We start from the raw sequence: 23,388 nt of genomic DNA on the forward strand, positions 1-23,388 counted from the left end.
GTCGCAGGCACCGCCGGAGCGATCGCGAAGCTAGGGCTTCATCGTCGCAGGGTCGAGGCTCGTCGTGAGCAGCATCGAACGATCGGTCGCATCGCGCGCGATGGCGATGCGATAGGTGCCGCCGCGGATGCGCCAGCCGGGCAGGCTGGTGTCGTAGTCGGCAAGGATGCGCGGTTCCGCGGTGAGCGTGACGCGACGCGTCTCGCCCGGCTGCAATTCGATGCGCTTGAAGGCGGCGAGGCGCATCGGGATGTTCGATCCTTCGCGGGTCACATAGACTTGCGGCACGTCGGCGCCCGCGCGCTTGCCGGTATTGGTGACATCGAAAGCGACGGTGAGGCGTTTGCCGCCGGTGACGGCCGCCTTGCCATAGGCGAAGCTGGTGTAGCTGAGGCCATGGCCGAAGGCGAAGAGCGGCTTGTGACCCTGCTTCTCGTACCAGCGATAGCCGACATCGCTGCCCTCGACATAGTCGACCGGGAAGCTTTTGAGTTCGTAGCCGCCGGGATTGGCAGGGTTCGCCGCCGCGGCCGCCTGAAGCGCGGTGAAGGTATCGAGCCCCACCGGCTGCGGGCGCGGCGCCTGCCCCTCATGCGCGGGGAAGGTGATCGGCAGCCGGCCCGACGGATTGACCTTGCCGGTCAGGATATTGGCGATCGCCTCGCCCCCGCGCTGGCCCGGATACCAGGCCTGGACCACCGCGGGCACCCGATCGAGCCAGGGCATCGTCACCGGCCCGCCGGTGGTGAGCACGGCGACCGTCTTCGGCTGCGCGGCGGCGACCGCCGCGATCAGCGCGTCCTGATGGTTCTGGAGCCTGAGGTCGGGCACGTCCTCTGCCTCCGTCGTCCATTGGGTCGCGAAGACGATGGCGAGATCGGCGGCCTTCGCCGCATCGACCGTGGCGTTGAGGTTGCGCCCGTCGACGAACCTCACCTGCGCCCCCGGCAGAGCCTTGCGCAGCGCTTCGAGCGGGGAGGAGGCGTGATAGGTCACGCGCACGAACGAAGCCGCCGGGCCGTGCGCCAGCGGGATCTCGATCGGCGCGCCGCCGACCGACCGCACCTGGCTCGACCCGCCGCCCGAGAGCACACCCACGTCCGCGCCGCCGCCGATCACGACGATCTTCTTCGCGGTGGCGGCAAGGGGCAGGATCCCGCCCTGGTTCTTGAGCAGCACGATCCCCGCCTCGGCCGCGCGCTGCGCGACCAGCGCGTTCGCTGCATAGTCGGGAGTCTGTGCGGTGGCCGGCATCGGCGTGTCATAGGCGCCGCTCTCGATCAGGCCGGTCAGATAGCGCACGACCATGTCGTCGAGCCGCGCCATCGGCACGCGGCCGTTCTCGACGGCCTCCTTGAGCGGCGCATCGAAATACATCGCGCGGTCGAGTTCCTGTCCCGATTGCTGGTCGAGCCCGGCCTTCGCCGCCTTTTCGGTCGAATGGACGCCGCCCCAGTCGCTCATCACCCAGCCGGAAAAGCCCCAGTCGCGCTTCAGCACCTGATTGAGCAGGAAGTCGTTTTCGCACGCCCAGTCGCCATTGACCTTGTTGTAGGCGCACATGACCGACGCCGGCTTGCCCTTTTCGATCGCGATCTGGAAGGCGAGCAGGTCGCTCTCGCGCAGCGCCGCCTCGCCGATGCGGGCGTCGAGCACCATGCGGCCGGTTTCCTGCGAATTGAGCGCGAAATGCTTGATCGTCGAGACGATCCGGTTCGACTGGACGCCAGCGATATGCGCGCCGGCCAGCTCGCCGGCGAGCAGCGGGTCCTCGCCCAGATATTCGAAGTTGCGCCCGCCCCATGGGTCGCGGTTGAGGTTGACCCCGCCCGCGAGCAGCACGTTGAAGCGCTTGGCGCGCGCCTCTGCGCCGATCATCGCGCCGCCTGCACGCGCGATCTCCGGATCGAAGGTCGCGGCGGTGGCGAGGCTGGAGGGGAGGGCGGTGGCGACGTCGCCCTTGCGCTGCTCGACCTGGTTGGCCACGCCGAGCGACGCATCGCTCTCCCGTACAAGCGGCACGCCAAGGCGCGGATTGCCTTCGATATGTCCCGCCGACGGCACCAGTTCGTTGACCGGCTTTACCTTAGTCAGGGGCGGGAACAGGCCGTGGACCAGCGCGATCTTCTCATCGAGCGTCATCCGCGCGACGATCGATTCGGCACGGACTCGGGCGTCGGTCGCGGCGGGGACAGGCGCCTGTTGCGCAACACCCTGCGTCGCCGTGAAGGCAGCGAGCGCGCTGGCCGTAAGCAATGCGGCGATGGTCCTGCTCATGCGTTTTCCTCTCCTGATTTTCGGTGCGCCCGGTCTGGCTGCGTGCAGGCAAAACAGCATAATTTGGGAACGTTCACAATATCGGTTTTCCGCCATTTCTGTAGATCGTGCACCGGGTGCGCGGCACTTGACAACGTTGTACAACGGGTTCAAGTGAACGTTCTCAACGAGTGCGGATTCACCGTGCCGCTGAAGGGGAGGATGAGGATGCGGGGCACGACTCGCTCAAATGCGCGCCTGAACAATGCGCGCCTTTCGATTCGACTGGCGATCGGGGCTTCGAGCCTCGCGATCGCCGCGACTCCGGCACTGGCTCAGGACACGCAGGACGCGCCGCCTCCGACCGAGGAAGCGGAAGAGGTTCTCGTCACCGGCATCCGTGCCAGCCTCGCGCAGGCGATGACGATCAAGCGCGACGCGCAGGGCGTGGTCGATGCGATCTCCGCCGAGGATATCGGCAAATTTCCCGATACGAATCTGGCGGAATCGCTTCAGCGCATCACCGGCGTTTCGATCGATCGTTCGAACGGCGAGGGTTCGTTCGTCACGGTCCGCGGCTTCGGCCCGGAATTCAACCTGGTGACGCTGAATGGCCGGCAGATGCCGACATCGGGTCTTGGCGACGGCGCCAGCGCGCCGGCCACGCGTTCCTTCGATTTCGCCAATCTCGCGTCCGAAGGGATTGCCGGGGTCGAGGTCTACAAGACCGGCCGTGCGGCGATCCCTTCGGGCGGCATCGGTTCGTCGATCAACATCAAGACGCCGCGCCCGCTCGACCGGCCCGGTCTGCGCGGGAGCATCGCGGTCAAGGGCGTGCTCGACAGTTCTTACAATCAGGGCGACGAGATCACGCCCGAAGTGTCGGGCATCTTCAGCACGACCCTTGCCGACGACAAGGTGGGGATCCTGATCGCGGGCTCGTACCAGAAGCGCAAGGCGAGCAACAACGACTACAAGACCGACTGGCGCGACGGCTATCTGGGCAGCGAGAACAACTGGGGCTCGCTCGCGCAGCCGGGCGACCCGCGCTACGCCAACATCACCAACCGGCCCGATGCGAATGACGTGTACGAGGTCGCGCAGAACGGATCGTACAACCTCAACGATATCGAGCGCGAGCGGATCAACGGCCAGCTGGTGCTGCAATTCCGCCCGATCGAATCGCTGACCGCGACGTTCGACTACACCTATTCCCGCAATACGGTGGAGGTGCGGACGAGCAGCGTCGGCATCTGGTTCAACCACAACGACACATCGAGCGCTTGGACCGACGGGCCGGTCGCCGGACCGGTCTTCTATTCGGAAGCGTTCGGCGCGAACGAGCGCAAGGACCTGTCGTACAGCGGCGCGCTGACCGCGAACCGCAGCGAGAATCACTCGTTCGGCGGCAACCTGGCCTGGGAGGCGCCTGGCGGCGTTACTGCGCAGCTCGATTTCCATCATTCGACCGCGACGTCGAAGCCGACCAACAAGTACGGCACCAGCGTATCGGTAGGGAACGCGGTATTCGGCCTGGCGAACCAGCGGATCAACTTCGACACCTATCTGCCGGTCATCACCACCAGCTTCCACCCTGGCTTCAATCCACTCGACACGTCACAGATCACCCCGACCGGCAACGCGTTCCGCAACGCCTATTTCCGGGACGAGATCAATCAGGCGCAGCTGAAGGCGCGCTACGATCACGAAGGCGGGCTGCTCGACAGCATCGATTTCGGCGTCTCGTACGTCGAGAACAAGGTCCGTTCGGCCTATGGATTCCTTCAGAACGAAACCTGGAGCGGGGCAGGGCCGGCTTCGGACATTCCCGACGATATCTTCAAGCTGGTGAGCCTGCCCGACAAGTTCCGCGGGCTGGACGGCGCAGGCAATATCATCCCCAGCCTCTACAGCTTCGATTTCGAGCGGATGGTCGATATCATCGAGCAGCGCTACGGCACCTGCAGCCGTCCGCAGACGGGCAAGGCGCCGGCGGGAAGCTGCCTGGCCGATTTCACGATCGACCGGCGCATCACCGAGAAGACGCTGTCGCCCTATGTACAGGTCGCGGGCAAGTTCAGCGCCTTCGGAAACGACGCGCATGTCGTTGCCGGTCTTCGATACGAGCATACCAGCATCGATTCGATGGCGCTGGTGCCGATCCCCAACGGCACGTCGTGGGACGCGGCCAACGAATTCTATATCTCCTATTCGGGCCAGTCGGATTTCTCGCGCTTCAAGGGCGATTACGAGCTCTGGTTGCCCGCCATCGACTTCGACATCTCGCCGTTCGAGAATGTGAAGCTGCGCGCTTCGTACAGCCACACCATCACCCGTGCGGACTATGCGAGCCTCCAGGGCGGTCTGACGCTCGACACCCAGTTCCGTATCGCGTTCGGCGGCGGCAGCCGCGGCAACCCAGGTCTGCTTCCGTACAAGTCGAAGAATATCGATCTGTCGGCGGAATGGTATTACGGGCCGAGCAGCTACATCTCGGTCGGCTTCTTCAACAAGGATGTCGAGAACTTCATCGCGCAAGACCGCGTGACCCAAACTGCGTTCGGTCTGCGCACCGTGGCGGGCGGGCCGCGCTACCAGGCGGCGCTCGCGGCACTCGGCTCCAACGCCAGTGCGCAGGATATCCGCCAATATATCTTCGTGAACTTCCCGGGTTCGACCCAGCGGACCGGCGTCGATCCGTCTGGCTACATCACCGGCAAGATCTTTGCGTTGCCCGAAGATCCGCTGGTGCCGTTCCAGGTCAACACGCCGGTCAACAACGACCGGACGGCGAACCTCTACGGCTTCGAATTCGCGGTCCAGCACAGCTTCTGGGATACCGGCTTCGGGGCCATCCTCAACTATACGATCGTCCGGGGCGATGCGACCTACGACAACAGCAAGCCGTCCTCGGTGACGCCGCCTCAGTTCGCGCTGACCGGCCTCAGCGACAGCGCGAACGCGGTGCTGTTCTACGACAAGAACGGTATCCAGGCCCGCGTCGCGTACAACTGGCGCCAGAAATTCCTGTCCGGGACGGGGGCCAACCCGTCCTATGTCGAGGATTATGGCCAGATCGACGCCAGTGCGAGCTACGAGTTCATGCCCGGGCTGACCGTATTCGGCGAGGTGATCAACCTGACGGGCGAAAGCCGGCGCGGACATCGCCGGTCGGATCGCAACGTCTATTTCGCCTCGCCTGGCTATGCCCGCTACGCGGCCGGTGTCCGTTTCAATTTCTGAGCCTCCTCCCCAGCCACCCTCTTCGGAGGGTGGCCTTTTTTTGTTACGGGTGGGGAAACTGGAGAGGCAATGGGCGAAACGGTGACGACGACGGGTCACGCACTGCTGACGGCGGAGGCGCATCGCGAGCTGAGCGTCCGCCGCGACCGCGGGCCGGCGCTGGGCGATGCGGTGATGAGCTGCGTGACCATGCCCGCCGAGTTCCGGCGGGTGCAGGTGCATTATCCGATCCTGTTCCGGCGCAATGCCGAGCGCGACGCGTTCACCGCGATCGCGCTGTTCGGCTTCCAGGAGGGCGAGAACCTGTTCCTGGAAGGCGGGATGTGGGGTGCGGACTATGTGCCGCTCGCGATCGATATCCAGCCCTTCCTGATCGGCGGGACGGCCGATGCGCGACAGGTGCATGTCGATCTGGCCAGCCCGCGGATCGGCGCGGGCGAGCGCGTGTTCGACGATGCGGGACAGCCGACCCCCTATCTCGAGGCGGTCGCCGGGCAATTGGGCGAGCTCGACGAAGGCTATCGCGCGTCGGGCGATTTCTTCGCGGCGCTGCGGCGATACGAGCTGCTCGAGCCGTTGACGCTGGAGATCACGCTGGACGACGGATCGGTCAACCGGCTGGTCGGGTTTCATGTGATCGACGAGGCACGGCTGGCTGCGCTGGATGCCTCAGCGCTCGGCGCGCTGCATGCGGAGGGGCATTTGATGCCCATCTTCATGGCGGTCGCGTCGATCGGCAATTTCAACGCGCTGGTCGCGCGCAAGAACCTGCGGCTGAGCAATGGCTGAAGCCGATCCCGGCGCCCTGAGCGGACTGGCCACGGTGCCGGAGATCGCGGTGGCGAGCGCGGCCGAACTCGATGCGCGCTTGCGTACCGCCGGGGCGCCGTTCGTGGTGCGCGGGCTGGTCGTGGACTGGCCGCTGGTCGCTGCGGGCAAGTGGTCGGGCCAGGCTGCGCGCGACTATCTGCTGGGCAAACATCGCGACGTGCCCTTCACCGTCGCGGTCGGCAATGCGGCCGGGGATGCGCGGATCTTCTACGATCCTGCAATGGCGGTGAACTTCCGGACCCTGCGCGGGCGGCTGAGCGACATTTTCGCGGACATCGATGCGGCGGAGAACGATCCTGCCGCGCCGCCCATCTATGTCGCATCGACCGACGTGCACGACTATTTCGACGGGCTGCACGCCGAGAATCATGTCGCGCTGGGCGACCGCCGCTGCCGGGCGGGCATCTGGATCGGCACGCGCACGCGGATCGCGGCGCATAACGATTTCCCGGACAATCTCGCCTGCGTCGCGGTGGGGCGGCGGCGTTTCACGCTGTTTCCGCCGGATCAGTTCGGCAATCTCTATCTGGGGCCGCTCGACAACACACCTGCGGGCCGCGCAGTGAGCATGGTCGATTTCGCGGAGCCCGATTTCGCTGCGCACCCCAGGTTCCGCGAGGCGCTGGCGCACGCCCAGGTCGCCGAACTGGAGCCCGGTGACGCGATCTTCATCCCTTCGATGTGGTACCACAATGTCGAGGGGCGCTCGGCGTTCAACGTGCTGATCAACTATTGGTGGCGCGAGACGCCCGGCTGGCTTGGCCAGCCCGAGGATGCGCTGCACCATGCGCTGCTCGCGATCCGCGATCTGCCGCGGGAGGAGAAGGCGCGGTGGCGCGCGCTGTTCGATCATTATGTCTTTGCCAATGGGGATGACGTGACGGAACATCTGCCCGAAGGAGCGCGCGGCATTCTCGATCCGTTGACACCCGAAACCGCGTCGCGCATCCGCGCCTATCTGCTGCGGCAGCTCAGCCAATGACGGAGAAACGCCCCACGCGCGTCGTCATTGCCGGTGGCGGCACCTCGGGCTGGATGGCCGCCGCCGCGATCAGCCGGACGATGGGCCGCACGGTCGACCTGACCTTGGTCGAATCCGAGCAGATCGGTACGATCGGAGTGGGGGAGTCGACCATCCCGCCGCTGGTCAACTTCAACCGCATCCTCGGGATCGGCGAGGCCGAGTTCATGGCCGCGGCGCAGGCGACGTTCAAGCTCGGCATCCTGTTCGACAACTGGAAGCATGACGGGCACAGCTATTTCCACAGCTTCGGCCTGTCGGGGAAGGATCACTGGTCGGCGGGGTTTCAGCATTTCTGGCTGTACGCGCGCTCGCGAGGCTGTCCCGAGCCCTATGACGACTATTGCCTTGAGCTTGCTGCGGCGATGCAGGGCAAGTTCGCGCACCTGCCGCAGGACCGGATGAACTATGCCTATCACGTCGATGCGACGCTATACGGCCGTTATCTGCGCAAACTCGCGGAGGAGTCCGGAACGAAGCGCGTCGAGGGCAAGATCCAACGCGTTGAATTGAATGGAGAAACCGGCGACATCGCCGCCCTGCACCTCGATGGTGAGCGGCGGATCGAGGGAGATGTATTCGTTGATTGCACCGGTTTTCGAGGCCTGCTGATCGAAGGCGCGCTGCATGCCGGGTTCGAGGATTGGGGCCATTGGCTGCCCAACGACAGCGCCATCGCGGTGCAGGCGAGGCATCTGGGGCCACCGCAACCCTATACGCAGGCGATCGCGCACGATGCCGGCTGGCAATGGCGCATCCCGCTCCAGCACCGGATGGGCGCGGGCATCGTCTATTCGAGCGGTTATCTGTCGCGCGACGAGGCGCATCACCGGCTGATCTCGACCGTGGGCGAACCACTGATCGAGCCCTTTGATATCAAGTTCCGCGGCGGCGTGCGGCGAAAGCAATGGTATCGCAACTGCGTCGCGATCGGCTTGTCGGGCGGCTTTGTCGAGCCGCTGGAGGCGACGACGGTTCACCTGATCCAGCGCGCGGTGCTGCGCTTCGTGCGGCTGATGCCCAACGGCCGGGTAAGCGAGCGCGATGCTGCCGAGTTCAACGAGCAGCAGCGCCAGGATATCGAGCAGATCCGCGACTTCGTGATCCTGCATTACAAAGCGACGGACCGGCGTGACAGTGCCTTCTGGCGGCACGTTGCCGCAATGCCGGTGCCGGATTCGCTGTCTCAGAAGATCGAGCTGTTCCGCGAGACCGGCCGTACCTTCCGCAGGAACGAGGAACTGTTCGCGGAGAATAGCTGGGTGCAGGTGATGATGGGGCAGGGGATCGATCCGCAGAGCTGGCACCCGATCGCGGAGAAGCTGTCCGACGAGGAACTGATGCGCCTGATGTCGACGCTGCGTGAGGACGTGACGCGAACCGTGGCGACGCTGCCCGAACATCATACCTATGTCGCACAATATTGCGGCGCGGCCGATCCGCTGGCGGCCTGAAGGAACGAACGAACACATGGCACGCCGCAAACAGGCCGTCACGATCCGGCACGTCGCCGCCGATGCTGGGGTTTCGCTCCAGACGGTGAGCCGCGTGATCAACAAGGAGCCGAATGTCCGGCCCGAAATGGCCGAGCGTGTCCGCGCGTCGATCGCCAAGCTGGGCTATGTCCCCTCGATCGCGGCGCAGCGAATGAGCGGATCGCGGTCCTATCTCATCATGGCGCTCAACGATCGCGAGCGCACGATCGACGGCTGGCGTGCGCGCGACGGCACCGACTGGGTCGATCAGATGTTGCTCGGCGGCATGCTGACCTGCGCCGAACATGGTTACCGACTGATCGTCGAGCTGGTCGACACACATAGCGACCATATCGAGCGCGAGCTGAGCGCGGCCCTTGCGGCGCTGCAGCCCGATGGCGTGATCCTGACTCCGCCGCACTCGGCCAATCCCGCGATTCTGGCCTTGCTCGACGACGCGCATATTGGGCTCGCCCGGATCGGGTCGCTGGCCGAAGGGCCAGGGTTCCGGCTGACGATGGGGGACGATATCGCGGCAGGGCTCGCCACCCGGCATCTGATCGAGCTGGGCCATGAGCGGATCGGGCTGATCGCCGGGCCGGACGAGTATGAACTGAGCGGCTGGCGTGTCGATGGCTGGCGCGCGGCGATGGCCGAGGCAGGGCTGTCGATTGAAGGACTGCTGGCGCAAGGCGACTTCTCGCGTCAGTCGGGCCGTGCCGCAGCCCCGAGCCTGCTGGAGGCGGGGGCGACTGCGATCATCGCAAGCAATGACCAGATGACGCTGGGAACGCTGGAAATCGCGCGCGAGCGCGGGCTGGAGGTACCTGGTGATCTCTCTCTCATCAGCTTCGACGACACGCCGATCGCAAGATTTCACCACCCGTCCCTGACCGCGGTTACGCAACCCATCGCTGATGTGACGGCGCGCGCCGTCGAACTGATCATCGCCGAACGGGGCGGGGAGGCCGCACCAGACGGGCCGGTTGTGGTTTTCCCGTCACTGACTGTGCGCCAATCGACAGGGCCGCGCCGGGGCTGATCATCGATGAGGTCCCGGTACGGCCCGAGAATGCTGCTGGTACGGGCGGGGGGACTTGAACCCCCACGGGCCTAAGCCCAACGGATTTTAAGTCCGGTGCGTCTACCATTCCGCCACGCCCGCGCGTGCGGAAAGCCTCTATCGGTTCAATGGATGGGTGCCAAGCGCGTTGGCGGTGCAGCCTCTAGACGTTGAGGCGGCTGCGCATTTCCTTGCCGGGCTTGAAATAGGGGACCCGCTTCGCACCGACATCGACGGTCTCGCCGGTGCGGGGGTTACGGCCGGTGCGTGCATCGCGGGCGCGGGTGGAGAAAGCGCCGAAACCGCGCAATTCGACGCGGCCATTGGAAACCAGGCGCGTGGTGATTTCTTCGAAGAAAGTATCGACGATGCGTTCGATCTCACGCGCAGACAGGTCGGGATTGTCCGCCGCCAGCATCTGCACGAGTTCAGAACGGATCATTCCGTGTCCCCAAAATGCCCGGCGGTGTCATCAAACCGGGAAATCACCTCTCGGCCCTTCGCAGGGGGAGCGTGGGACTGAGTCTAGGCCCGATTCCGCAGCGGCATCAATAAAATCTTGCGGCGGGAATCCCGTTTTTGGAGGGGCGGCAGGGAAGCTGTTGAAAAGATTGGCGGGGCGGGCGGTAAAAACCGCTCGCCCCGCACCAAATCACTTCTTCTCTTCGCGCGCCTTGAGAGCTTCGCCGAGAATGTCGCCCAGCGACGCGCCCGAGTCGGACGAGCCATACTGCGCAACGGCCTGCTTCTCTTCGGCGATCTGCATCGCCTTCACCGAGAAGGTCGGCTTCTTCGAGCGGTCGAGACCGGTGACCATCGCGTCGAACTTCTGGCCGACCTGGAAACGCTCCGGACGCTGCTCGTCGCGGTCGCGGCCGAGATCGGTGCGCTTGATGAAGCCGGTTGCGCCGTCGTCGCCGACCTGCACTTCGAGGCCCGCATCACGCACTTCCAGAACCGTGACCGTAACCACTTCGTTCTTGTTGACGCGTGCGCTCGCGCCGGCAGCAGCCGCACCGGTGGGGACGCCACCGCGCTCGAGCTGCTTCATGCCGAGCGAGATGCGCTCCTTGTCCGGCTCGACGGCCAGGACGACGGCCTTGACCATCTCGCCCTTGCGGTGAAGCGCCAGCGCGTCCTCGCCCGAGATGCCCCAGGCGATGTCCGACATGTGGACCATGCCGTCGACGTCGTTGTCCAGACCGATGAACAGGCCGAACTCGGTGGCGTTCTTGACTTCGCCCTCGACCTCGGTGCCGACCGGATGAGCAGCGGCGAAGGCTTCCCACGGGTTCTGGTGGGCCTGCTTGAGACCCAGCGAGATGCGGCGCTTGTCCTGATCGACCTCGAGCACCACGACATCGACTTCCTGCGAGGTCGAGACGATCTTGCCCGGATGGACGTTCTTCTTGGTCCAGCTCATTTCCGAGACGTGGACGAGGCCCTCGATGCCCGGCTCGAGCTCGACGAACGCGCCATATTCGGTGATGTTGGTCACGCGGCCCGACAGCTTGGCGCCGACCGGGTACTTCGAACCCGCGCCATCCCACGGATCGCTTTCGAGCTGCTTCATGCCGAGCGAGATGCGCTGGGTGTCGCGGTTGATGCGGATGATCTGCACCTTCACCGTGTCGCCGATGTTCAGCATCTCCGACGGGTGGTTGACGCGCTTGTAGCTCAAGTCGGTGACGTGCAGCAGGCCGTCGATGCCGCCGAGATCAACGAACGCACCGTAATCGGTGATGTTCTTGACCACGCCGTCGATCACCTGGCCCTCGGCCAGCGACTGGATCAGGCCCGAACGCTGCTCGGCGCGATTCTCTTCGAGAACGGCGCGGCGCGACACGACGATGTTGCCGCGCTTGCGGTCCATCTTGAGGATCTGGAACGGCTGCGGCAGGTCCATCAGCGGCTGCACGTCGCGCACCGGACGGATATCGACCTGCGAACCGGGGAGGAACGCCACGGCGCCCGACAGGTCGACGGTGAAGCCGCCCTTGACGCGGCCGAAGATGATGCCCTCGACGCGGTTGCCCTGCGAGAATTCGAGCTCGAGCTTGTCCCATGCCGCTTCGCGGCGGGCGCGGTCGCGGCTGAGCATCGCTTCGCCGTTCGCATTCTCGACGCGGTCGACATAGACCTCGACTTCGTCACCGACCTTGAGTTCGGCGGGCTGGCCGGGGGCTGCGAACTCGCGCAGCGGCACGCGGCCTTCGCTCTTGAGGCCGACGTCGATGATGGCGAGGTCGTTTTCGATGCCGGTGACGGTGCCGATGACGACACGGCCTTCGAAGCTCTCCGCACCGCCAAGGGTCTGGTCGAGCAGCGCGGCGAAATCGTCGCGCGTTGGGTTTGCCGAAGTGGCCATAAAGGGTTCAGTCCTAACTATCGTTTTTCCGGCCGGCTGGTTGGATCCAGCGGTCTTGAAGGCCGAAATGCCGTGGCGGCCGCATGCCGGTCACGGCATCCGGTGAGCGCGCGCTGCGGAGCGGGTGTCGCGCTTTGTTCAAAGCGAAAATGGCGCGTGAGATCATCTCTCCGCGCCCCCCTCCGCGAGCACTTGCCCGCCGGACGGAGCGCGCCTTAGCCGCAGCGGGTGCGAAAGGCAAGGAAATCCCAGAATTCGCGTGCCGCACCATGGGTCAACACGGATTGTTTACCTTGGCACGCCAAACCACGCGCCCAACAGATAGCGGGGGAGGGGCAGTGGCACCGGTGGCATCATCGGCGGCGGATGCGGAGTGCGTGGTCGTGGCGTCGGAGCCCGGCCTGTACGAGATCGTCCGCGACGACCGGGTCAAGATTCTGCGGATCAACAGCGTTGCCGTTCAGCAGCTCGCCGATGTCGATCGCTATCTGGCGACACTGGGCGATGTCGTGCGCGATGCACGGCTTCGCTTCGGCAAGGTGCGTGTCCTTGCCGATCTGCGCAATTCGCCGATCCGTACCCAGGAAGCGGCCGAGCGGATGCGGACGGGGAATCTGGCGCTGTATCGCGACGGCGATCGAGTCGCGCTGATCGTGGAATCGAGCCTGCTCAAGATGCAGCTCCGCCGTACGCTGGTCGAATATCAGAACATCTTCCTGTCGCCGAGCGCGGCGGAGACCTGGCTGACGGCGCTGGACTAGGACCGTTCAGGGTTGCCCGCCGCCGCCCGGGAAGAGGGAAAGGCGGCGGCGAGCGAGCGGCTTACGGCTTCCAGGCCGTAAACTGGAGATCGAGCGCTTCGGCCACCGCCTCATGGGTGATCGCGCCCTTGTAGACGTTGAGACCGGCGGCGAGGTGCGGATCGGCCGCCATCGCCTTCTCCGCGCCGAGATTGGCGAGCTTCATCACGAAGGGCAGCGTCGCGTTGTTGAGTGCAAAGGTGCTGGTGCGCGCGACCGCGCCCGGCATGTTGGCGACGCAATAGTGGATCACGCCGTCGATCTCGTAGACCGGATCCTCATGCGTGGTGGCATGGCTGGTCTCGAAACATCCGCCCTGATCGATCGCGATATCGACCAGCACCGAGCCGCGCTTCATCGTCTTGAGCATGTCGCGCGTCACCAGCTTCGGTGCAGCGGCGCCGGGCACCAGCACCGCGCCGATCACGAGATGGGCGTTCGCCACCGCGGCGGCGATCGCCGCCTTGCTGGCATAGGCGGTCTTGATCTGGCTGCCGAAATGCATGTCGAGTTCGGCAAGGCGCGAGTTGTTGATGTCATAGATGGTGACGTCGGCACGCAGGCCTGTCGCCATCTGCGCCGCGTTGATGCCCGACACGCCGCCGCCGAGGATCGCGACCTTGGCAGGCGCGACGCCCGGAACGCCGCCGAGCAGCACGCCGCGGCCACCCTGTTCCTTCTCAAGATAGTGCGCGCCGACCTGCACCGACATGCGGCCTGCGACCTCGCTCATCGGCTTGAGCAGCGGGAGCGACCGATCGTTGGCGGTGACGGTCTCATAGGCGATGCAGGTCGCGCCCGACTTGATCAGGCCTGCCGCCTGCTCGGGATCCGGGGCGAGGTGAAGGTAGGTGAAGAGCGTGTGGCGCGGTTCGAGCATCGCCACTTCCTGCGGCTGCGGCTCCTTGACTTTCACGATCATGTCGGCCTGCGCGAAGACCTCGGCGGCGGTGGCGACGATGCGCGCGCCGGCGGCGACATAGTCGCTGTCTTCGAAGTCGATGCCCGAGCCCGCCTTGGTCTCGACGATCACGTCGTGACCCGACGCGGTCAGTTCGGCGACCAGCGGGGGCGTGAGGCCCACGCGATATTCATGATTCTTGATCTCTTTGGGAACGCCGACGCGCATCTTCACTCTCCGGATTCGATCTGTTGGATTCGATTTGTCTCGAAGCGGAGCGTAACGCAGGATACCGCCGTGAATCTCTGCAAACTTATGTGCCTTGCGTGGTCGGATTGCATGAATATGCTGATCCTTGCGCCCTTAAGTGAGATTTATGCAAAATGGACCGGATTGACGAAGCGATCCTGAAGCAGCTTTCGCTCAACGCCCGTGCGCCTGTGAGCCAGATTGCGGGGCAGGTGGGCCTGTCGCAATCGGCCTGCACCCGCCGCATCCAGGCGCTCGAGGCGTCGGGGCATATCCTGGGCTACAGCGCCCGGCTGGGTTTGCGGCGGCTGGGCTATAGCGTCACCGCGATGGTCGATATCACGCTGGGGACCGAAGTGGGTGAGGATCTGGCGCGATTCGAGGCGGCGGTGGCGCAGATCGACGGAATCGTCGAATGCGCGCTGGTTTCGGGCGGATACGACTATCGCCTCAAGATACTGTGCCGTGATCTGGACGATTATGAGCGCCTTCACCGAGAGGAGATGGGGCGGCTGCCCGGCGTGGTGAAGATCAGCTCCAGCTTCGTGCTGCGTGCCGTGCCGACACGGAGCGAGGCCAATGCGCTGTTTCCAGCGACGGGACGGTAAAGGTCCCCGCAATTGCACCTTGATGTTGCACGTGCTAACTGCGCCGCCGTTTCAACGGACAGGTAGCCGGTCTGACATGACCACTGCATTGCTCGCCACGGTGCGCAAGTTTCTCCCGTGAGCGAGGCCAACGGAAGCCCCGAGCCGGCCGACGACTCGTCTTCGCATCCCACGCACGCTCAGCATCATGGGCATGGCCGCGAGGCCGCGTTGTGGAAGCTCGCGGTCGGTGCGATCGGAATCGTGTTCGGCGATATCGGCACCAGCCCGCTCTATGCGTTTCGCGAGACGTTCAGCGCGGCGCATCACCCCGAACACCCCCTGCCGCTCGACGAATTGCACATCCTCGGCGTCATCAGCCTGATGTTCTGGTCGATGATGGTGGTGGTGACGCTCAAATATGTCAGCATCATCATGCGCGCAGACAACAAGGGCGAGGGCGGAAGCCTGGCACTGCTCGCGCTGATCAACAGGTCGAGCGGGCAGAAGCGATGGACCGCGGGAATCGTGTTGCTGGGCGTGTTTGCCACGGCGCTCTTCTATGGCGATTCGATGATTACCCCGGCGGTTTCGGTGCTGTCGGCGGTCGAGGGGCTTGCGGTCGCCGCGCCAGCCTTCTCGAACTGGGTGCTTCCGATCGCGATCGCGATCCTGGTTATCCTGTTTTCGATCCAGCGCACCGGCACCGCGCGGGTTGGCGCGATGTTCGGGCCGATCATGCTCACCTATTTCGCGACGATCGCGACGCTTGGGCTGATCAGCGCGTCGCAGACGCCCGGCGTATTGTGGGCCTTTCTGCCCAGCTACGCGTTTAATTTCTTTGTCGTCGATCCATTCGCGGCGTTCCTTGCGCTGGGTTCGGTGGTGCTCGCCGTGACGGGCGCCGAGGCGCTCTACGCCGATATGGGGCATTTCGGCCGCAAGCCGATCCGCTTCTCGTGGCTGTGGTTCGTGCTGCCTGCGCTGATGTGCAACTATCTGGGGCAAGGCGCGCTGCTGATGCGCGACGCGACGGCGCTACAGAACCCGTTCTACATGCTCGCGCCCGAATATCTGCGGTTGCCGCTCGTCGGGATTGCGACGATGGCCGCGATCATCGCGTCGCAGGCGGTAATCACCGGCGCCTTCTCGGTGACCCAGCAGGGCATCCAGCTCGGTTTCATCCCGCGCCTGCGCATCACGCACACCAGCGCGTCGACCGCGGGACAGATCTACATCCCGCTGATCAACTGGGCGCTGATGATCGCGATCATCCTGCTCGTGCTGACCTTCCAGACCTCGTCCAACCTGACCGCGGCCTATGGCATCGCGGTGACCGGGGCGATGCTGATCGACAATTTCCTCATCGCGGTCGTGCTGTTCACGCTGTGGAAGTGGAAGAAGCGCTACGCGATTCCGCTGCTCGCGCTCTTCTTCCTCGTCGATCTCGCCTACTTCACTGCCAACCTCACCAAGGTTCCCGATGGCGGCTGGTTCCCGCTGCTGGCGGGCGTGGTGATCTTCACGTTGCTGACCACCTGGGCCAAGGGGCGCCGCCTGATGGTCGAGCGGATGCGTGAGAGCGCGATGCCCATCAAGGTGTTCATCCAGTCCGCCGCGGGATCGGCGGCGCGGGTGCCGGGGACCGCGGTGTTCATGACTTCGACCCCCGAAGGCGTGCCGCATGCGCTGCTTCACAATCTGAAGCACAACAAGGTGCTGCACGAGCGGGTGATCCTGCTGACCGTCAAGATCGCCGACATGCCCTATGTCGCCGAGGAAGCACGGGTGAAGGTCGACGATCTGGGGCAGGGCTTTCACCGTATGCTGCTCTATTACGGCTTCATGCAGGAAGCCGACGTGCCCGGAGCGCTGAAAGCGGTGGGGGCCTGTGGCGGCAAGTGCGGCGGTGCGTTCAACATGATGGACACGAGCTTTTTCCTGTCCCGCCAGACGCTGTTGCCCTCGGAACGGCCGGGGATGCGAATCTGGCGCGAAAAGCTGTTCGCCTGGATGCTGCGCAACGCGGAAAGCGCGATGGAGTTCTTCCGCCTGCCCACCAACCGCGTCGTCGAACTGGGCAGCCAGGTCGAGATTTGACCCCGGATCAGGTCCGGGCGGGCAGCGCGCCGATCATCGTTACCGCGCTGCTCGGGCGTGCGGATCAGGCGGCGCTGGATGCAATGCGGCGCGAGCATTATCCGCCCGATCGCAACGTGCTGCCCGCGCATCTGACGCTGTTCCATCACCTCCCGCCTTCGGTGGAGGAGGAACTGAAACATCGTCTGAACGCGGCCACGCGTGGCGTACGGGCGCCGGCGGCAAAGGCGGCGGGGCTGATGTCGCTGGGGCGCGGGGTCGCAGTGAAGATCGAATCGCCGGGGCTCGCTGCGATCCGCAACGAATTGAGCGAAGCGTTTGCGGGATTGCTGATGCCGCAGGATGCCGGCGGATGGCGGCCGCACATCACGATCCAGAACAAGGTCGCTCCGTCGATGGCGAAGCTGCTTTTGGGCGCGCTGGGCAAGGAATTCCGCGCGCGGGATGTGGAGATCGCGGGGCTGGCGGCGTGGTGGTATCGCGGCGGGCCATGGGAACCGCTGTCGCGACATATGTTCGCTTGACCCGGTTTCAAACCGCTCTTATGTGCGCCGCTCGCCCGCATCGCGGGCCGCCTTGGTAGGGCGGAGTAGCTCAGTTGGTTAGAGCACGGGAATCATAATCCTGGGGTCGGGGGTTCAAGTCCCTCCTCCGCTACCAATCCTAAATTGCGTGTGTCGCAGACATAGGAGACCGGGCCACCCCTCGGCCGCCCGGTCTCTTTGTCTGTATGCTGGCTCAGCGCTTGTCGAAGCTGATCCGGCCGGCTCCGTATGCGACGACCTGGAGCAGGCCGCCGGCGATGGCGAGATTCTTGAAGAAGTGGATGAACTGGTTCTGGTCGCCCAGTGCATTGTGGAAGAAGATTGCCGCGGCGACGGTGAAGAGCGCCAGCGCGGCCGCTACGAAGCGGGTGCGGTAGCCGATAGCGAGCAGGAGCCCGCCGACGATCTCGACCAGAAGGGCGATGGCATAGCCTGCCTCGGGCAACGGGAGTCCCGCCGAGGCGATGTAGCCGATCGTGCCGGCCGGCGCGCCGAGCTTGGACAGGCCGCTGAGAATGAAGATCGCGGCGATCGACACGCGTGCAATCAGCGGAAGCACGCCGGCGGTGGTGACGGCCGAAGCCGTGGCAAGGGCAGGCGAAGCGGTGGTGGTGTTCATGTCTTGGGTCTCCTGTTGTCTTCAAAAAAGGTGGCCGCCGGGCAGGGGAGGGGTATGGCCCGGCGGCCGGGGGATCAGGCTGCGTCGACGAGCACGATCTCACTGTCCTCGATCGCGGTGACGCGCAGCGTCTCGAGATCGCTGATCGCGGCGCCGTCGCGGGCGTTGACGCGAACGCCCTCGATTTCCACGGATCCCGTCGCGGGGACGAGATAGGCCTTGCGCGCTGCGGTCAGCGGATACTCCGCACTCTCGCCCGCTTTGAGCGTTGCAGCGATCACACGCGCATCGGTACGGATCGGCAGCGCGTCGCCATCGCCATCGTAACCGCTCGCCAGCGTCACGAACTGGCCGGTGCGATCGCCCTTGGGAAAGGGTCGCGAGCCCCAGCTCGGCTTCTCGCCATTGCGGGTCGGAATGATCCAGATCTGGAAGATCTGGGTGACCGTATCCTCCATATTATATTCGCTGTGCGTGATGCCGGTGCCGGCGCTCATCACCTGTACGTCGCCCGCTTCGGTGCGGCCCTTGTTGCCGAGGTTATCCTGATGGGTGATCGCACCCTTTCGGACATAGGTGATGATTTCCATGTCGCGATGGGGGTGAGGCGGAAAGCCGGTCTTGGGCTGAATCGTGTCGTCGTTCCAGACGCGCAGATTGCCCCAGTTGACGCGCTTCTCATCGTGATAATTGGCAAACGAGAAATGATGCTTGGCATCCAGCCAGCCATGATTGTCGCCGCCAAGGCTGTCGAAAGGACGAAGTTCGATCATTGTTTGTCTCCTTGCTGCCGCGCTGTCTGGTCGCGGCAGCTGTGAGGCGGAGATAGGCCTTGTCATGGGTATTGATCAGTGGAATAAAATCGTTCGATTTGTTCGAGAAAATAGAATGGTTCAGCCCGGTACGCCGACCTACGACCAGCTCCGCATTTTCCTCGCCGTGGTTGAGGCGGGGAGCTTTGGCGCGGCGGCGCGTCGGCTCAACCGCGCGGTCTCGGTGATCAGCTACGGCATCACCAATCTCGAGGCGCAGCTTGGCGTCGACCTGTTTGAGCGTGAAGGCTCGCGGCGCCCGCAACTCACCGTTGCTGGGCGTGCTGTTCTGGCAGAAGCGCGAACGGTCGCGCAGGGAATGGACGGGTTGCGGGCCAAGGTGCGCGGGCTGCTTGAGGGACTCGAGGCGGAGGTGAGCCTAGCGGTCGATGTCATGGTTCCGGCAGAGAGGCTCGGTACTGCGCTCCGCGAGTTCCGCATCGCCTTTCCGACCGTGTCGCTGAGGTTGCACGTCGAGGCGCTGGGCGCGGTGACCGCGCTGGTGCTCGATGGGAAGGCCGGAGTAGGGATCAGCGGTCCGCTTGCCACCGATGCCGATGGCATCGAACTGGTCGCGGCGGGATCGGTGGAGATGATCCCGGTCGCCGCGCCCGATCATCCGCTCGCACAGCTTCATCCGATGCCGCCAGGTGCCGCGCGAGGGCATATCCAGCTCGTCTTGACCGATCGCTCTCCGCTCACGCAGGGGCGCGATTTCGCCGTGCAAAGTCCTCGGACCTGGCGTCTCGCCGATCTTGGCGCCAAGCACCAGTTGCTGCGCCAGGGGATCGGTTGGGGCAATATGCCGCTGCCGATGGTCGAGCCCGATCTGGTGGACGGCACGCTGGTTCGGCTCGCGATGCCCGAGCAGCCGGGCGGCGCCTATCGTTTTTCTGGCATCTATCGCCGAGACACCCCACCGGGCCCTGCCGCAGCCTGGTTACTGGACCGGTTCGTGGCGATCGGCGACGAAGCCGGGGTCCGACCGGGACTTCCCGACATCTGAGGCCCTGGCTCAGCATATCTGCCTCATGGGAAGCGCCAATCAGTACGTTCGCCAGGCGGGTATACGGCCGGGGTTCCAGGGAAGTGGAGCAAACGTATCGCATTCGCCCGGGCGTTCGTGACGATGGGGCAACAGTCCGTTTGCCGGCCAACGCATGCGGAGACTAGAGTTTCAGCATGAATTCCGCCCCGACCATCCGGATCGTGCGTGCGGGACCCGTTTCCTCGATGAAGGCACCGGGGCGAAAGGCCGACAGCGAGGCGGTGAAGGAAAGGATCTCGCTCGCCTGCCAGCTCGCCGAAATCTCGACCTGATTGCCGATATGGCGCGCGGTGCTTCCGGCTGCCGGCCGGATCAGCTGGCCGGGAATATCGTAGATGCCGTCGCCGCGGCTTTGACGCCAGAAGGCAGCGGCGGCGATCTCGACACTGACCCCGGAGCCCAGGTCGAGATCGGTGCTTGGATGGATATTGACGATGTTGCGCGGGCCGATCGGCGATAGTTCGCCGAAATACTTGCCCTTGGGAAAGAGCGCGTTGAAGGTGCCGAGCTTGTCATCGGCTGCGTCCCGATCGCCGCTCGCGATATTGGCGCGCAAGCGAAAGCGAGGGCTGAGGGGCGTGTGCGGGAAGCTCCACGCGGTCTCGGTTGCCAGCGACCAGGCGCGGATCCTGTCGCCATCGAAGCGTCCGCGCTGGAGCATCGCTTCCCAGTTCCAGCCGAAATTGCCCCGCTTGCCGAAGAAGCGGATGCCGAAGGTGCCGCGTGTCTCGAGTGCGGTACGGCCGGCGAAGCCGGCGGCTTCATTTTCATAGCCGAGCCAATAGACGTCGATACCGACTTCCTTTGCGGCGGTGATGGTCGCGTAGATGCCGTCGAGCCGCCGGGTCCTGGAGGCCTCGTCGTCGAAATCGCCGCCGCCGATGGCGACGGGGCGCAGATGGAACGCATCGACGCGGATCGCGCCATGCCCGGCGATGAGCCGGGCCCCGTCGAAGGCCTGAGGGATATTGGGGCCGTAGCGGATGCCGACCAGCCGCTCCGATCCGAGCGCCATCAGCTCGCGCCCGCCGCGCAGGGTCAGGAAGCTCTCTTGGCCGAGCGGGAAGCGGATCTCGGCGAACCCCTGGAGCAGGTCGATCCCGGTCTCGTCGGACGGGCCTTTGCCTGCGCCGACGCCGCGCGCATAGCCCGCGATACTCTGCACGAAAACGCGTGCCGGGCCGGCCTGCAGATCGGCATGCGGCATGGCGCGGAGCCAGAGATAGCCGTTGTCGGGTGCGGGCGGATCGCCCCAGAGATTATTGTCGAAGCCCTCGAACCGCGCGCGCGCTTCGCCGCCGAGGGTCAGATAGATGTCGCCGCCCGCGTCGAGCGGTAAATATTTGGCCTGACGCCAGTCGTGCTGCTCCTTTTCGCGCAGCACCGACCAGTCCTCGTCATAGCGCAGGTTCGTCTGCTCGACCTGCTGCGCCCATGCGGCGACGGGCGCGAGTGCGGCAAGAAGCGCCAGCGCGCGCATCAGCGGCGCGTGACGAAGTGGCGCACGACGGGCAGCGCATCTCCCGAACGGAAAGCGGCGAGCGCCTCTTGCTGAATGCGGTCGGCATTGGTGACGCGCTCGTGCTGGCGCAAATGCTCGAGCCAGCTTTCGACGGTGAAGGTTTCGACCACAGTGCCGGGCTGCGACGTATCTTCGTAGACGCCCCAATGGATCGCGCCGTCGCGGCGGCGGATGCGGCGCATCTCCTGCATCGCGGCAAAGAAGTCGGAGACCTTGGCAGGATCGACGCGATACTCGATCGTCACGAGCACCGGGCCGCTGTCATGCTCGACCGTGCCATCGACGAGCGGCGCGGGCCAATGCGCCGAGGGGGCGAGGTCGAGCGTGCTCGCGCGGTCGAGTGGAAAGCGCCAGGCGAGGATCAGGCTGGCGGCGGTGAGCAGACCGGCCGCGACGAGCAACGTCAAAGGCACGCCGATTGCCGAGGCGACCGAGCCCCACAAGGTCGAGCCCGCCGCCATCGATCCCTGGAAGACGAGAAGATAGATGGCGAGCGCGCGCGCCTTGACCCATCCGGGCGAGGTCGCCTGCGCGCCGCCGTTCAGCGACGCCATCATCGCGATCCACGCGAGCCCGGCAACGAAGAGCGCGGCGGCGGCGGTCGCGAACACGCTCGCTTGCGACAGGCCGGCCATCGCCGCAGCGAGCAGGATCGAAGCCGCGAGCGTAATCGCATTGGCACCCATTCGCCCGCGCAGCTTCGGCATCAGCACCGCACCGGTAATGGCGCCGAGGCCCATGAAGGTGAGCAGGCCGCCATAGCCGAGCGGGCCCAGCTCGAGATCGCGCCTTGCGATGATCGGGAGCAGCGCCCAGAGCCCGCTTGCGAAGAGGAAGAAGCCGACCGACCGGATCAGCACCACCTGCAGTTCCGGCGCGCGCAGCGCATAGCGGAGCCCGGCGCGCATTGCGCCGACCATATGTTCGGCGGGAAGGTGGCGGTCGGGCGCCACGCGCCGCCAGCGTGCTAGCACCGCCAATATGCCGAGGATCGAGAGCGCGTTGGCCGCGAACACCGCGGCGGGTCCCGACGCGGCGATAATCAGCCCGCCGAGCGCCGGGCCGATCGCGCGCGCGATATTCACCCCGAGCGAATTGAGCGCGACCGCCTGTTGCAGCGCGGATCGCGGGACGAGTTCGGGGACGATCGCCTGGAAGGCGGGCGCCGAAAATGCGGCACCCATCGCGATCGCGGCGGTGAAAACGAGCAGGATCCAAGCGGTCGTGAAGCCGGCGAGCGTGATTGCCGCGAGCGTCATCGCGGCGACAAGGCCGAAGAGCTGGGCGCCCAACAGCAGCCTGCGCCGGTCGACGATATCGGCGAGCGCGCCGGCGGGGAGCGCGAGCACGAACATCGGAAAGGTGGTCGCGGCCTGCACCAGCGCCACCATCAGCGGATCTGGCGAGAGCGAGGTCATCAGCCAGCCCGCGCCGACATCGTGCATCCAGGTGCCGATGTTCGACACGACGGTCGCGATCCACAGCGCGCGGAAGACGGGATTCGCCAGCGGGCGCTGATCGGGTTGGGCGGCGTCGCTCATCCCTTGCGGTCGCGCAGGATGGCCGCCAGCATCAGTCCGCCGATCAGCCCGAGATGTTCGAGGAAGGTGTTGCGCTCGTGGAAACGCGCCATCGGGTCGGATACCTGCCAGAAGGGGTGCGCGATCAGCGTCGCGATTGCGGTGAACACGCCGAGCGCGCCCGCGCCGAGCCAAGCCTGGCGGCCGAGGATGATCAGCAGCGACCCGCCGATCTGGACGAGGATCGTCGCGGCAACGGTCAGGATCGCGGGCTCGAGCCCGAAATGCCGCGCTTCGCTGAGCGCGCCGGGCAGGTCGGTGAGCTTGGCGGTGCCGCTCGTCCAATAGGGGAGCGTCAGCAGCGTTGCAGCGAGGACCGCGAAGCGATCGTCGCCGAGCAGGCGAGCGATGGGGGTCGGGGTGGCCAT

The 23,388-nt window shown here is 65.2% G+C and carries 19 protein-coding genes and 2 tRNA genes; 11 read left to right on the forward strand and 10 right to left on the reverse strand.

Annotation, left to right across the window (positions count from 1 at the left end):
• Positions 1-30: 30 nt before the first annotated feature.
• A complete protein-coding gene (locus BDW16_RS19180; RefSeq protein ID WP_066574051.1) occupies positions 31-2,277 on the reverse strand; it encodes a beta-glucosidase family protein in 2,247 nt (748 codons plus the stop codon).
• Between the two features lie 207 nt (positions 2,278-2,484).
• On the opposite strand from BDW16_RS19180, the gene BDW16_RS19185 reads away from it, so the two are divergent.
• The 5 genes from BDW16_RS19185 to BDW16_RS19205 all read left to right on the forward strand — a co-directional run bounded on the left by BDW16_RS19185 (position 2,485) and on the right by BDW16_RS19205 (position 9,868).
• Positions 2,485-5,499 carry a TonB-dependent receptor gene (locus BDW16_RS19185; protein ID WP_066574050.1) on the forward strand — a complete coding sequence of 1,005 codons (3,015 nt, stop codon included), beginning with the start codon at positions 2,485-2,487 and terminating at the stop codon, positions 5,497-5,499.
• 69 nt (positions 5,500-5,568) lie between these two features.
• The gene (locus BDW16_RS19190) at positions 5,569-6,288 is read left to right on the forward strand and encodes a SapC family protein (RefSeq protein WP_066574049.1); all 720 of its coding nucleotides are present in this window, start codon (positions 5,569-5,571) and stop codon (positions 6,286-6,288) included.
• Positions 6,281-7,312 (forward strand): cupin-like domain-containing protein, encoded by a 1,032-nt coding sequence (locus BDW16_RS19195; protein WP_066574046.1) that lies wholly within the window; start codon positions 6,281-6,283, stop codon positions 7,310-7,312. The genes BDW16_RS19190 and BDW16_RS19195 overlap by 8 nt, the downstream gene beginning before the upstream one ends.
• Positions 7,309-8,805, forward strand: coding sequence for a tryptophan halogenase family protein (locus BDW16_RS19200; protein ID WP_066574042.1), 1,497 nt, complete (start codon positions 7,309-7,311; stop codon positions 8,803-8,805). Before BDW16_RS19195 ends, BDW16_RS19200 begins: the two co-directional genes overlap by 4 nt.
• Positions 8,806-8,821: 16 nt before the next feature.
• On the forward strand, positions 8,822-9,868 hold the full coding sequence (locus BDW16_RS19205; RefSeq protein ID WP_066574938.1) for a LacI family DNA-binding transcriptional regulator: 1,047 nt from the start codon (positions 8,822-8,824) through the stop codon (positions 9,866-9,868).
• Between the two features lie 37 nt (positions 9,869-9,905).
• On the opposite strand, the gene BDW16_RS19210 is transcribed toward BDW16_RS19205, so the two are convergent.
• From BDW16_RS19210 to rpsA, 3 genes are all read right to left on the reverse strand, one after another.
• Positions 9,906-9,991, reverse strand: a tRNA-Leu gene (locus BDW16_RS19210).
• A gap of 61 nt (positions 9,992-10,052) precedes the next feature.
• On the reverse strand, positions 10,053-10,331 hold the full coding sequence (locus BDW16_RS19215; RefSeq protein ID WP_066574039.1) for an integration host factor subunit beta: 279 nt from the start codon (positions 10,329-10,331) through the stop codon (positions 10,053-10,055).
• A gap of 210 nt (positions 10,332-10,541) precedes the next feature.
• Complete coding sequence (gene rpsA, locus BDW16_RS19220; protein WP_066574037.1) at positions 10,542-12,257, reverse strand: 30S ribosomal protein S1; 1,716 nt, start codon at positions 12,255-12,257, stop codon at positions 10,542-10,544.
• Between the two features lie 338 nt (positions 12,258-12,595).
• Here rpsA and BDW16_RS19225 point away from each other — a divergent pair, with 338 nt between their 5' ends.
• Positions 12,596-13,018: a SpoIIAA family protein gene (locus tag BDW16_RS19225; RefSeq protein ID WP_100362802.1), complete on the forward strand. Its 423-nt coding sequence runs from the start codon at positions 12,596-12,598 to the stop codon at positions 13,016-13,018.
• Between the two features lie 61 nt (positions 13,019-13,079).
• On the opposite strand, the gene ald is transcribed toward BDW16_RS19225, so the two are convergent.
• A complete protein-coding gene (gene ald / locus BDW16_RS19230; protein ID WP_066574936.1) occupies positions 13,080-14,186 on the reverse strand; it encodes an alanine dehydrogenase in 1,107 nt (368 codons plus the stop codon).
• 155 nt (positions 14,187-14,341) lie between these two features.
• On the opposite strand from ald, the gene BDW16_RS19235 reads away from it, so the two are divergent.
• From BDW16_RS19235 to BDW16_RS19250, 4 genes are all read left to right on the forward strand, one after another.
• Positions 14,342-14,815, forward strand: a complete 474-nt coding sequence (locus tag BDW16_RS19235; RefSeq protein ID WP_066574033.1) for an Lrp/AsnC family transcriptional regulator — start codon at positions 14,342-14,344, stop codon at positions 14,813-14,815.
• Positions 14,816-14,932: 117 nt separating this feature from the next.
• On the forward strand, positions 14,933-16,894 hold the full coding sequence (locus tag BDW16_RS19240; RefSeq protein ID WP_066574030.1) for a potassium transporter Kup: 1,962 nt from the start codon (positions 14,933-14,935) through the stop codon (positions 16,892-16,894).
• Positions 16,891-17,418, forward strand: coding sequence for a 2'-5' RNA ligase family protein (locus BDW16_RS19245; RefSeq protein ID WP_066574029.1), 528 nt, complete (start codon positions 16,891-16,893; stop codon positions 17,416-17,418). The genes BDW16_RS19240 and BDW16_RS19245 overlap by 4 nt, the downstream gene beginning before the upstream one ends.
• A 59-nt stretch (positions 17,419-17,477) precedes the next feature.
• Positions 17,478-17,554 (forward strand) — tRNA-Met (locus BDW16_RS19250).
• Positions 17,555-17,632: 78 nt separating this feature from the next.
• On the opposite strand, the gene BDW16_RS19255 is transcribed toward BDW16_RS19250, so the two are convergent.
• Positions 17,633-18,058, reverse strand: coding sequence for a DoxX family protein (locus tag BDW16_RS19255; RefSeq protein ID WP_066574028.1), 426 nt, complete (start codon positions 18,056-18,058; stop codon positions 17,633-17,635).
• A gap of 74 nt (positions 18,059-18,132) precedes the next feature.
• The gene (locus BDW16_RS19260) at positions 18,133-18,831 is read right to left on the reverse strand and encodes a pirin family protein (protein ID WP_066574026.1); all 699 of its coding nucleotides are present in this window, start codon (positions 18,829-18,831) and stop codon (positions 18,133-18,135) included.
• Positions 18,832-18,946: 115 nt separating this feature from the next.
• Here BDW16_RS19260 and BDW16_RS19265 point away from each other — a divergent pair, with 115 nt between their 5' ends.
• Positions 18,947-19,876, forward strand: coding sequence for a LysR family transcriptional regulator (locus tag BDW16_RS19265; protein ID WP_066574023.1), 930 nt, complete (start codon positions 18,947-18,949; stop codon positions 19,874-19,876).
• A 163-nt stretch (positions 19,877-20,039) separates the two neighbouring features.
• On the opposite strand, the gene BDW16_RS19270 is transcribed toward BDW16_RS19265, so the two are convergent.
• The 3 genes from BDW16_RS19270 to BDW16_RS19280 are packed head-to-tail and all read right to left on the reverse strand — an operon-like array spanning position 20,040 to position 23,388.
• Entirely contained in the window at positions 20,040-21,398 is a 1,359-nt protein-coding gene (locus tag BDW16_RS19270) for an alginate export family protein (protein ID WP_066574021.1), read from the reverse strand.
• Positions 21,398-22,981: an MFS transporter gene (locus BDW16_RS19275; protein WP_066574018.1), complete on the reverse strand. Its 1,584-nt coding sequence runs from the start codon at positions 22,979-22,981 to the stop codon at positions 21,398-21,400. The genes BDW16_RS19270 and BDW16_RS19275 overlap by 1 nt, the downstream gene beginning before the upstream one ends.
• On the reverse strand, positions 22,978-23,388 hold the full coding sequence (locus tag BDW16_RS19280; protein WP_066574015.1) for a DoxX family protein: 411 nt from the start codon (positions 23,386-23,388) through the stop codon (positions 22,978-22,980). Before BDW16_RS19280 ends, BDW16_RS19275 begins: the two co-directional genes overlap by 4 nt.

Origin of the sequence: Sphingomonas koreensis (assembly GCF_002797435.1) — a bacterium.
Classification (GTDB): domain Bacteria; phylum Pseudomonadota; class Alphaproteobacteria; order Sphingomonadales; family Sphingomonadaceae; genus Sphingomonas; species Sphingomonas koreensis.

What these genes read in the sequence shown, in the direction of transcription:
- BDW16_RS19265 (WP_066574023.1), top strand. Translation starts at nt 18,947, where the DNA reads ATGGTTCAGCCCGGTACGCCGACCTACGACCAGCTCCGCATTTTCCTC.
- BDW16_RS19180 (WP_066574051.1), bottom strand. Translation starts at nt 2,277, where the DNA reads ATGAGCAGGACCATCGCCGCATTGCTTACGGCCAGCGCGCTCGCTGCC.
- BDW16_RS19270 (WP_066574021.1), bottom strand. Translation starts at nt 21,398, where the DNA reads ATGCGCGCGCTGGCGCTTCTTGCCGCACTCGCGCCCGTCGCCGCATGG.
- BDW16_RS19255 (WP_066574028.1), bottom strand. Translation starts at nt 18,058, where the DNA reads ATGAACACCACCACCGCTTCGCCTGCCCTTGCCACGGCTTCGGCCGTC.
- BDW16_RS19195 (WP_066574046.1), top strand. Translation starts at nt 6,281, where the DNA reads ATGGCTGAAGCCGATCCCGGCGCCCTGAGCGGACTGGCCACGGTGCCG.
- BDW16_RS19280 (WP_066574015.1), bottom strand. Translation starts at nt 23,388, where the DNA reads ATGGCCACCCCGACCCCCATCGCTCGCCTGCTCGGCGACGATCGCTTC.
- BDW16_RS19275 (WP_066574018.1), bottom strand. Translation starts at nt 22,981, where the DNA reads ATGAGCGACGCCGCCCAACCCGATCAGCGCCCGCTGGCGAATCCCGTC.
- BDW16_RS19215 (WP_066574039.1), bottom strand. Translation starts at nt 10,331, where the DNA reads ATGATCCGTTCTGAACTCGTGCAGATGCTGGCGGCGGACAATCCCGAC.
- rpsA (WP_066574037.1), bottom strand. Translation starts at nt 12,257, where the DNA reads ATGGCCACTTCGGCAAACCCAACGCGCGACGATTTCGCCGCGCTGCTC.
- BDW16_RS19190 (WP_066574049.1), top strand. Translation starts at nt 5,569, where the DNA reads ATGGGCGAAACGGTGACGACGACGGGTCACGCACTGCTGACGGCGGAG.
- BDW16_RS19235 (WP_066574033.1), top strand. Translation starts at nt 14,342, where the DNA reads ATGGACCGGATTGACGAAGCGATCCTGAAGCAGCTTTCGCTCAACGCC.
- BDW16_RS19185 (WP_066574050.1), top strand. Translation starts at nt 2,485, where the DNA reads ATGCGGGGCACGACTCGCTCAAATGCGCGCCTGAACAATGCGCGCCTT.
- ald (WP_066574936.1), bottom strand. Translation starts at nt 14,186, where the DNA reads ATGCGCGTCGGCGTTCCCAAAGAGATCAAGAATCATGAATATCGCGTG.
- BDW16_RS19200 (WP_066574042.1), top strand. Translation starts at nt 7,309, where the DNA reads ATGACGGAGAAACGCCCCACGCGCGTCGTCATTGCCGGTGGCGGCACC.
- BDW16_RS19205 (WP_066574938.1), top strand. Translation starts at nt 8,822, where the DNA reads ATGGCACGCCGCAAACAGGCCGTCACGATCCGGCACGTCGCCGCCGAT.
- BDW16_RS19260 (WP_066574026.1), bottom strand. Translation starts at nt 18,831, where the DNA reads ATGATCGAACTTCGTCCTTTCGACAGCCTTGGCGGCGACAATCATGGC.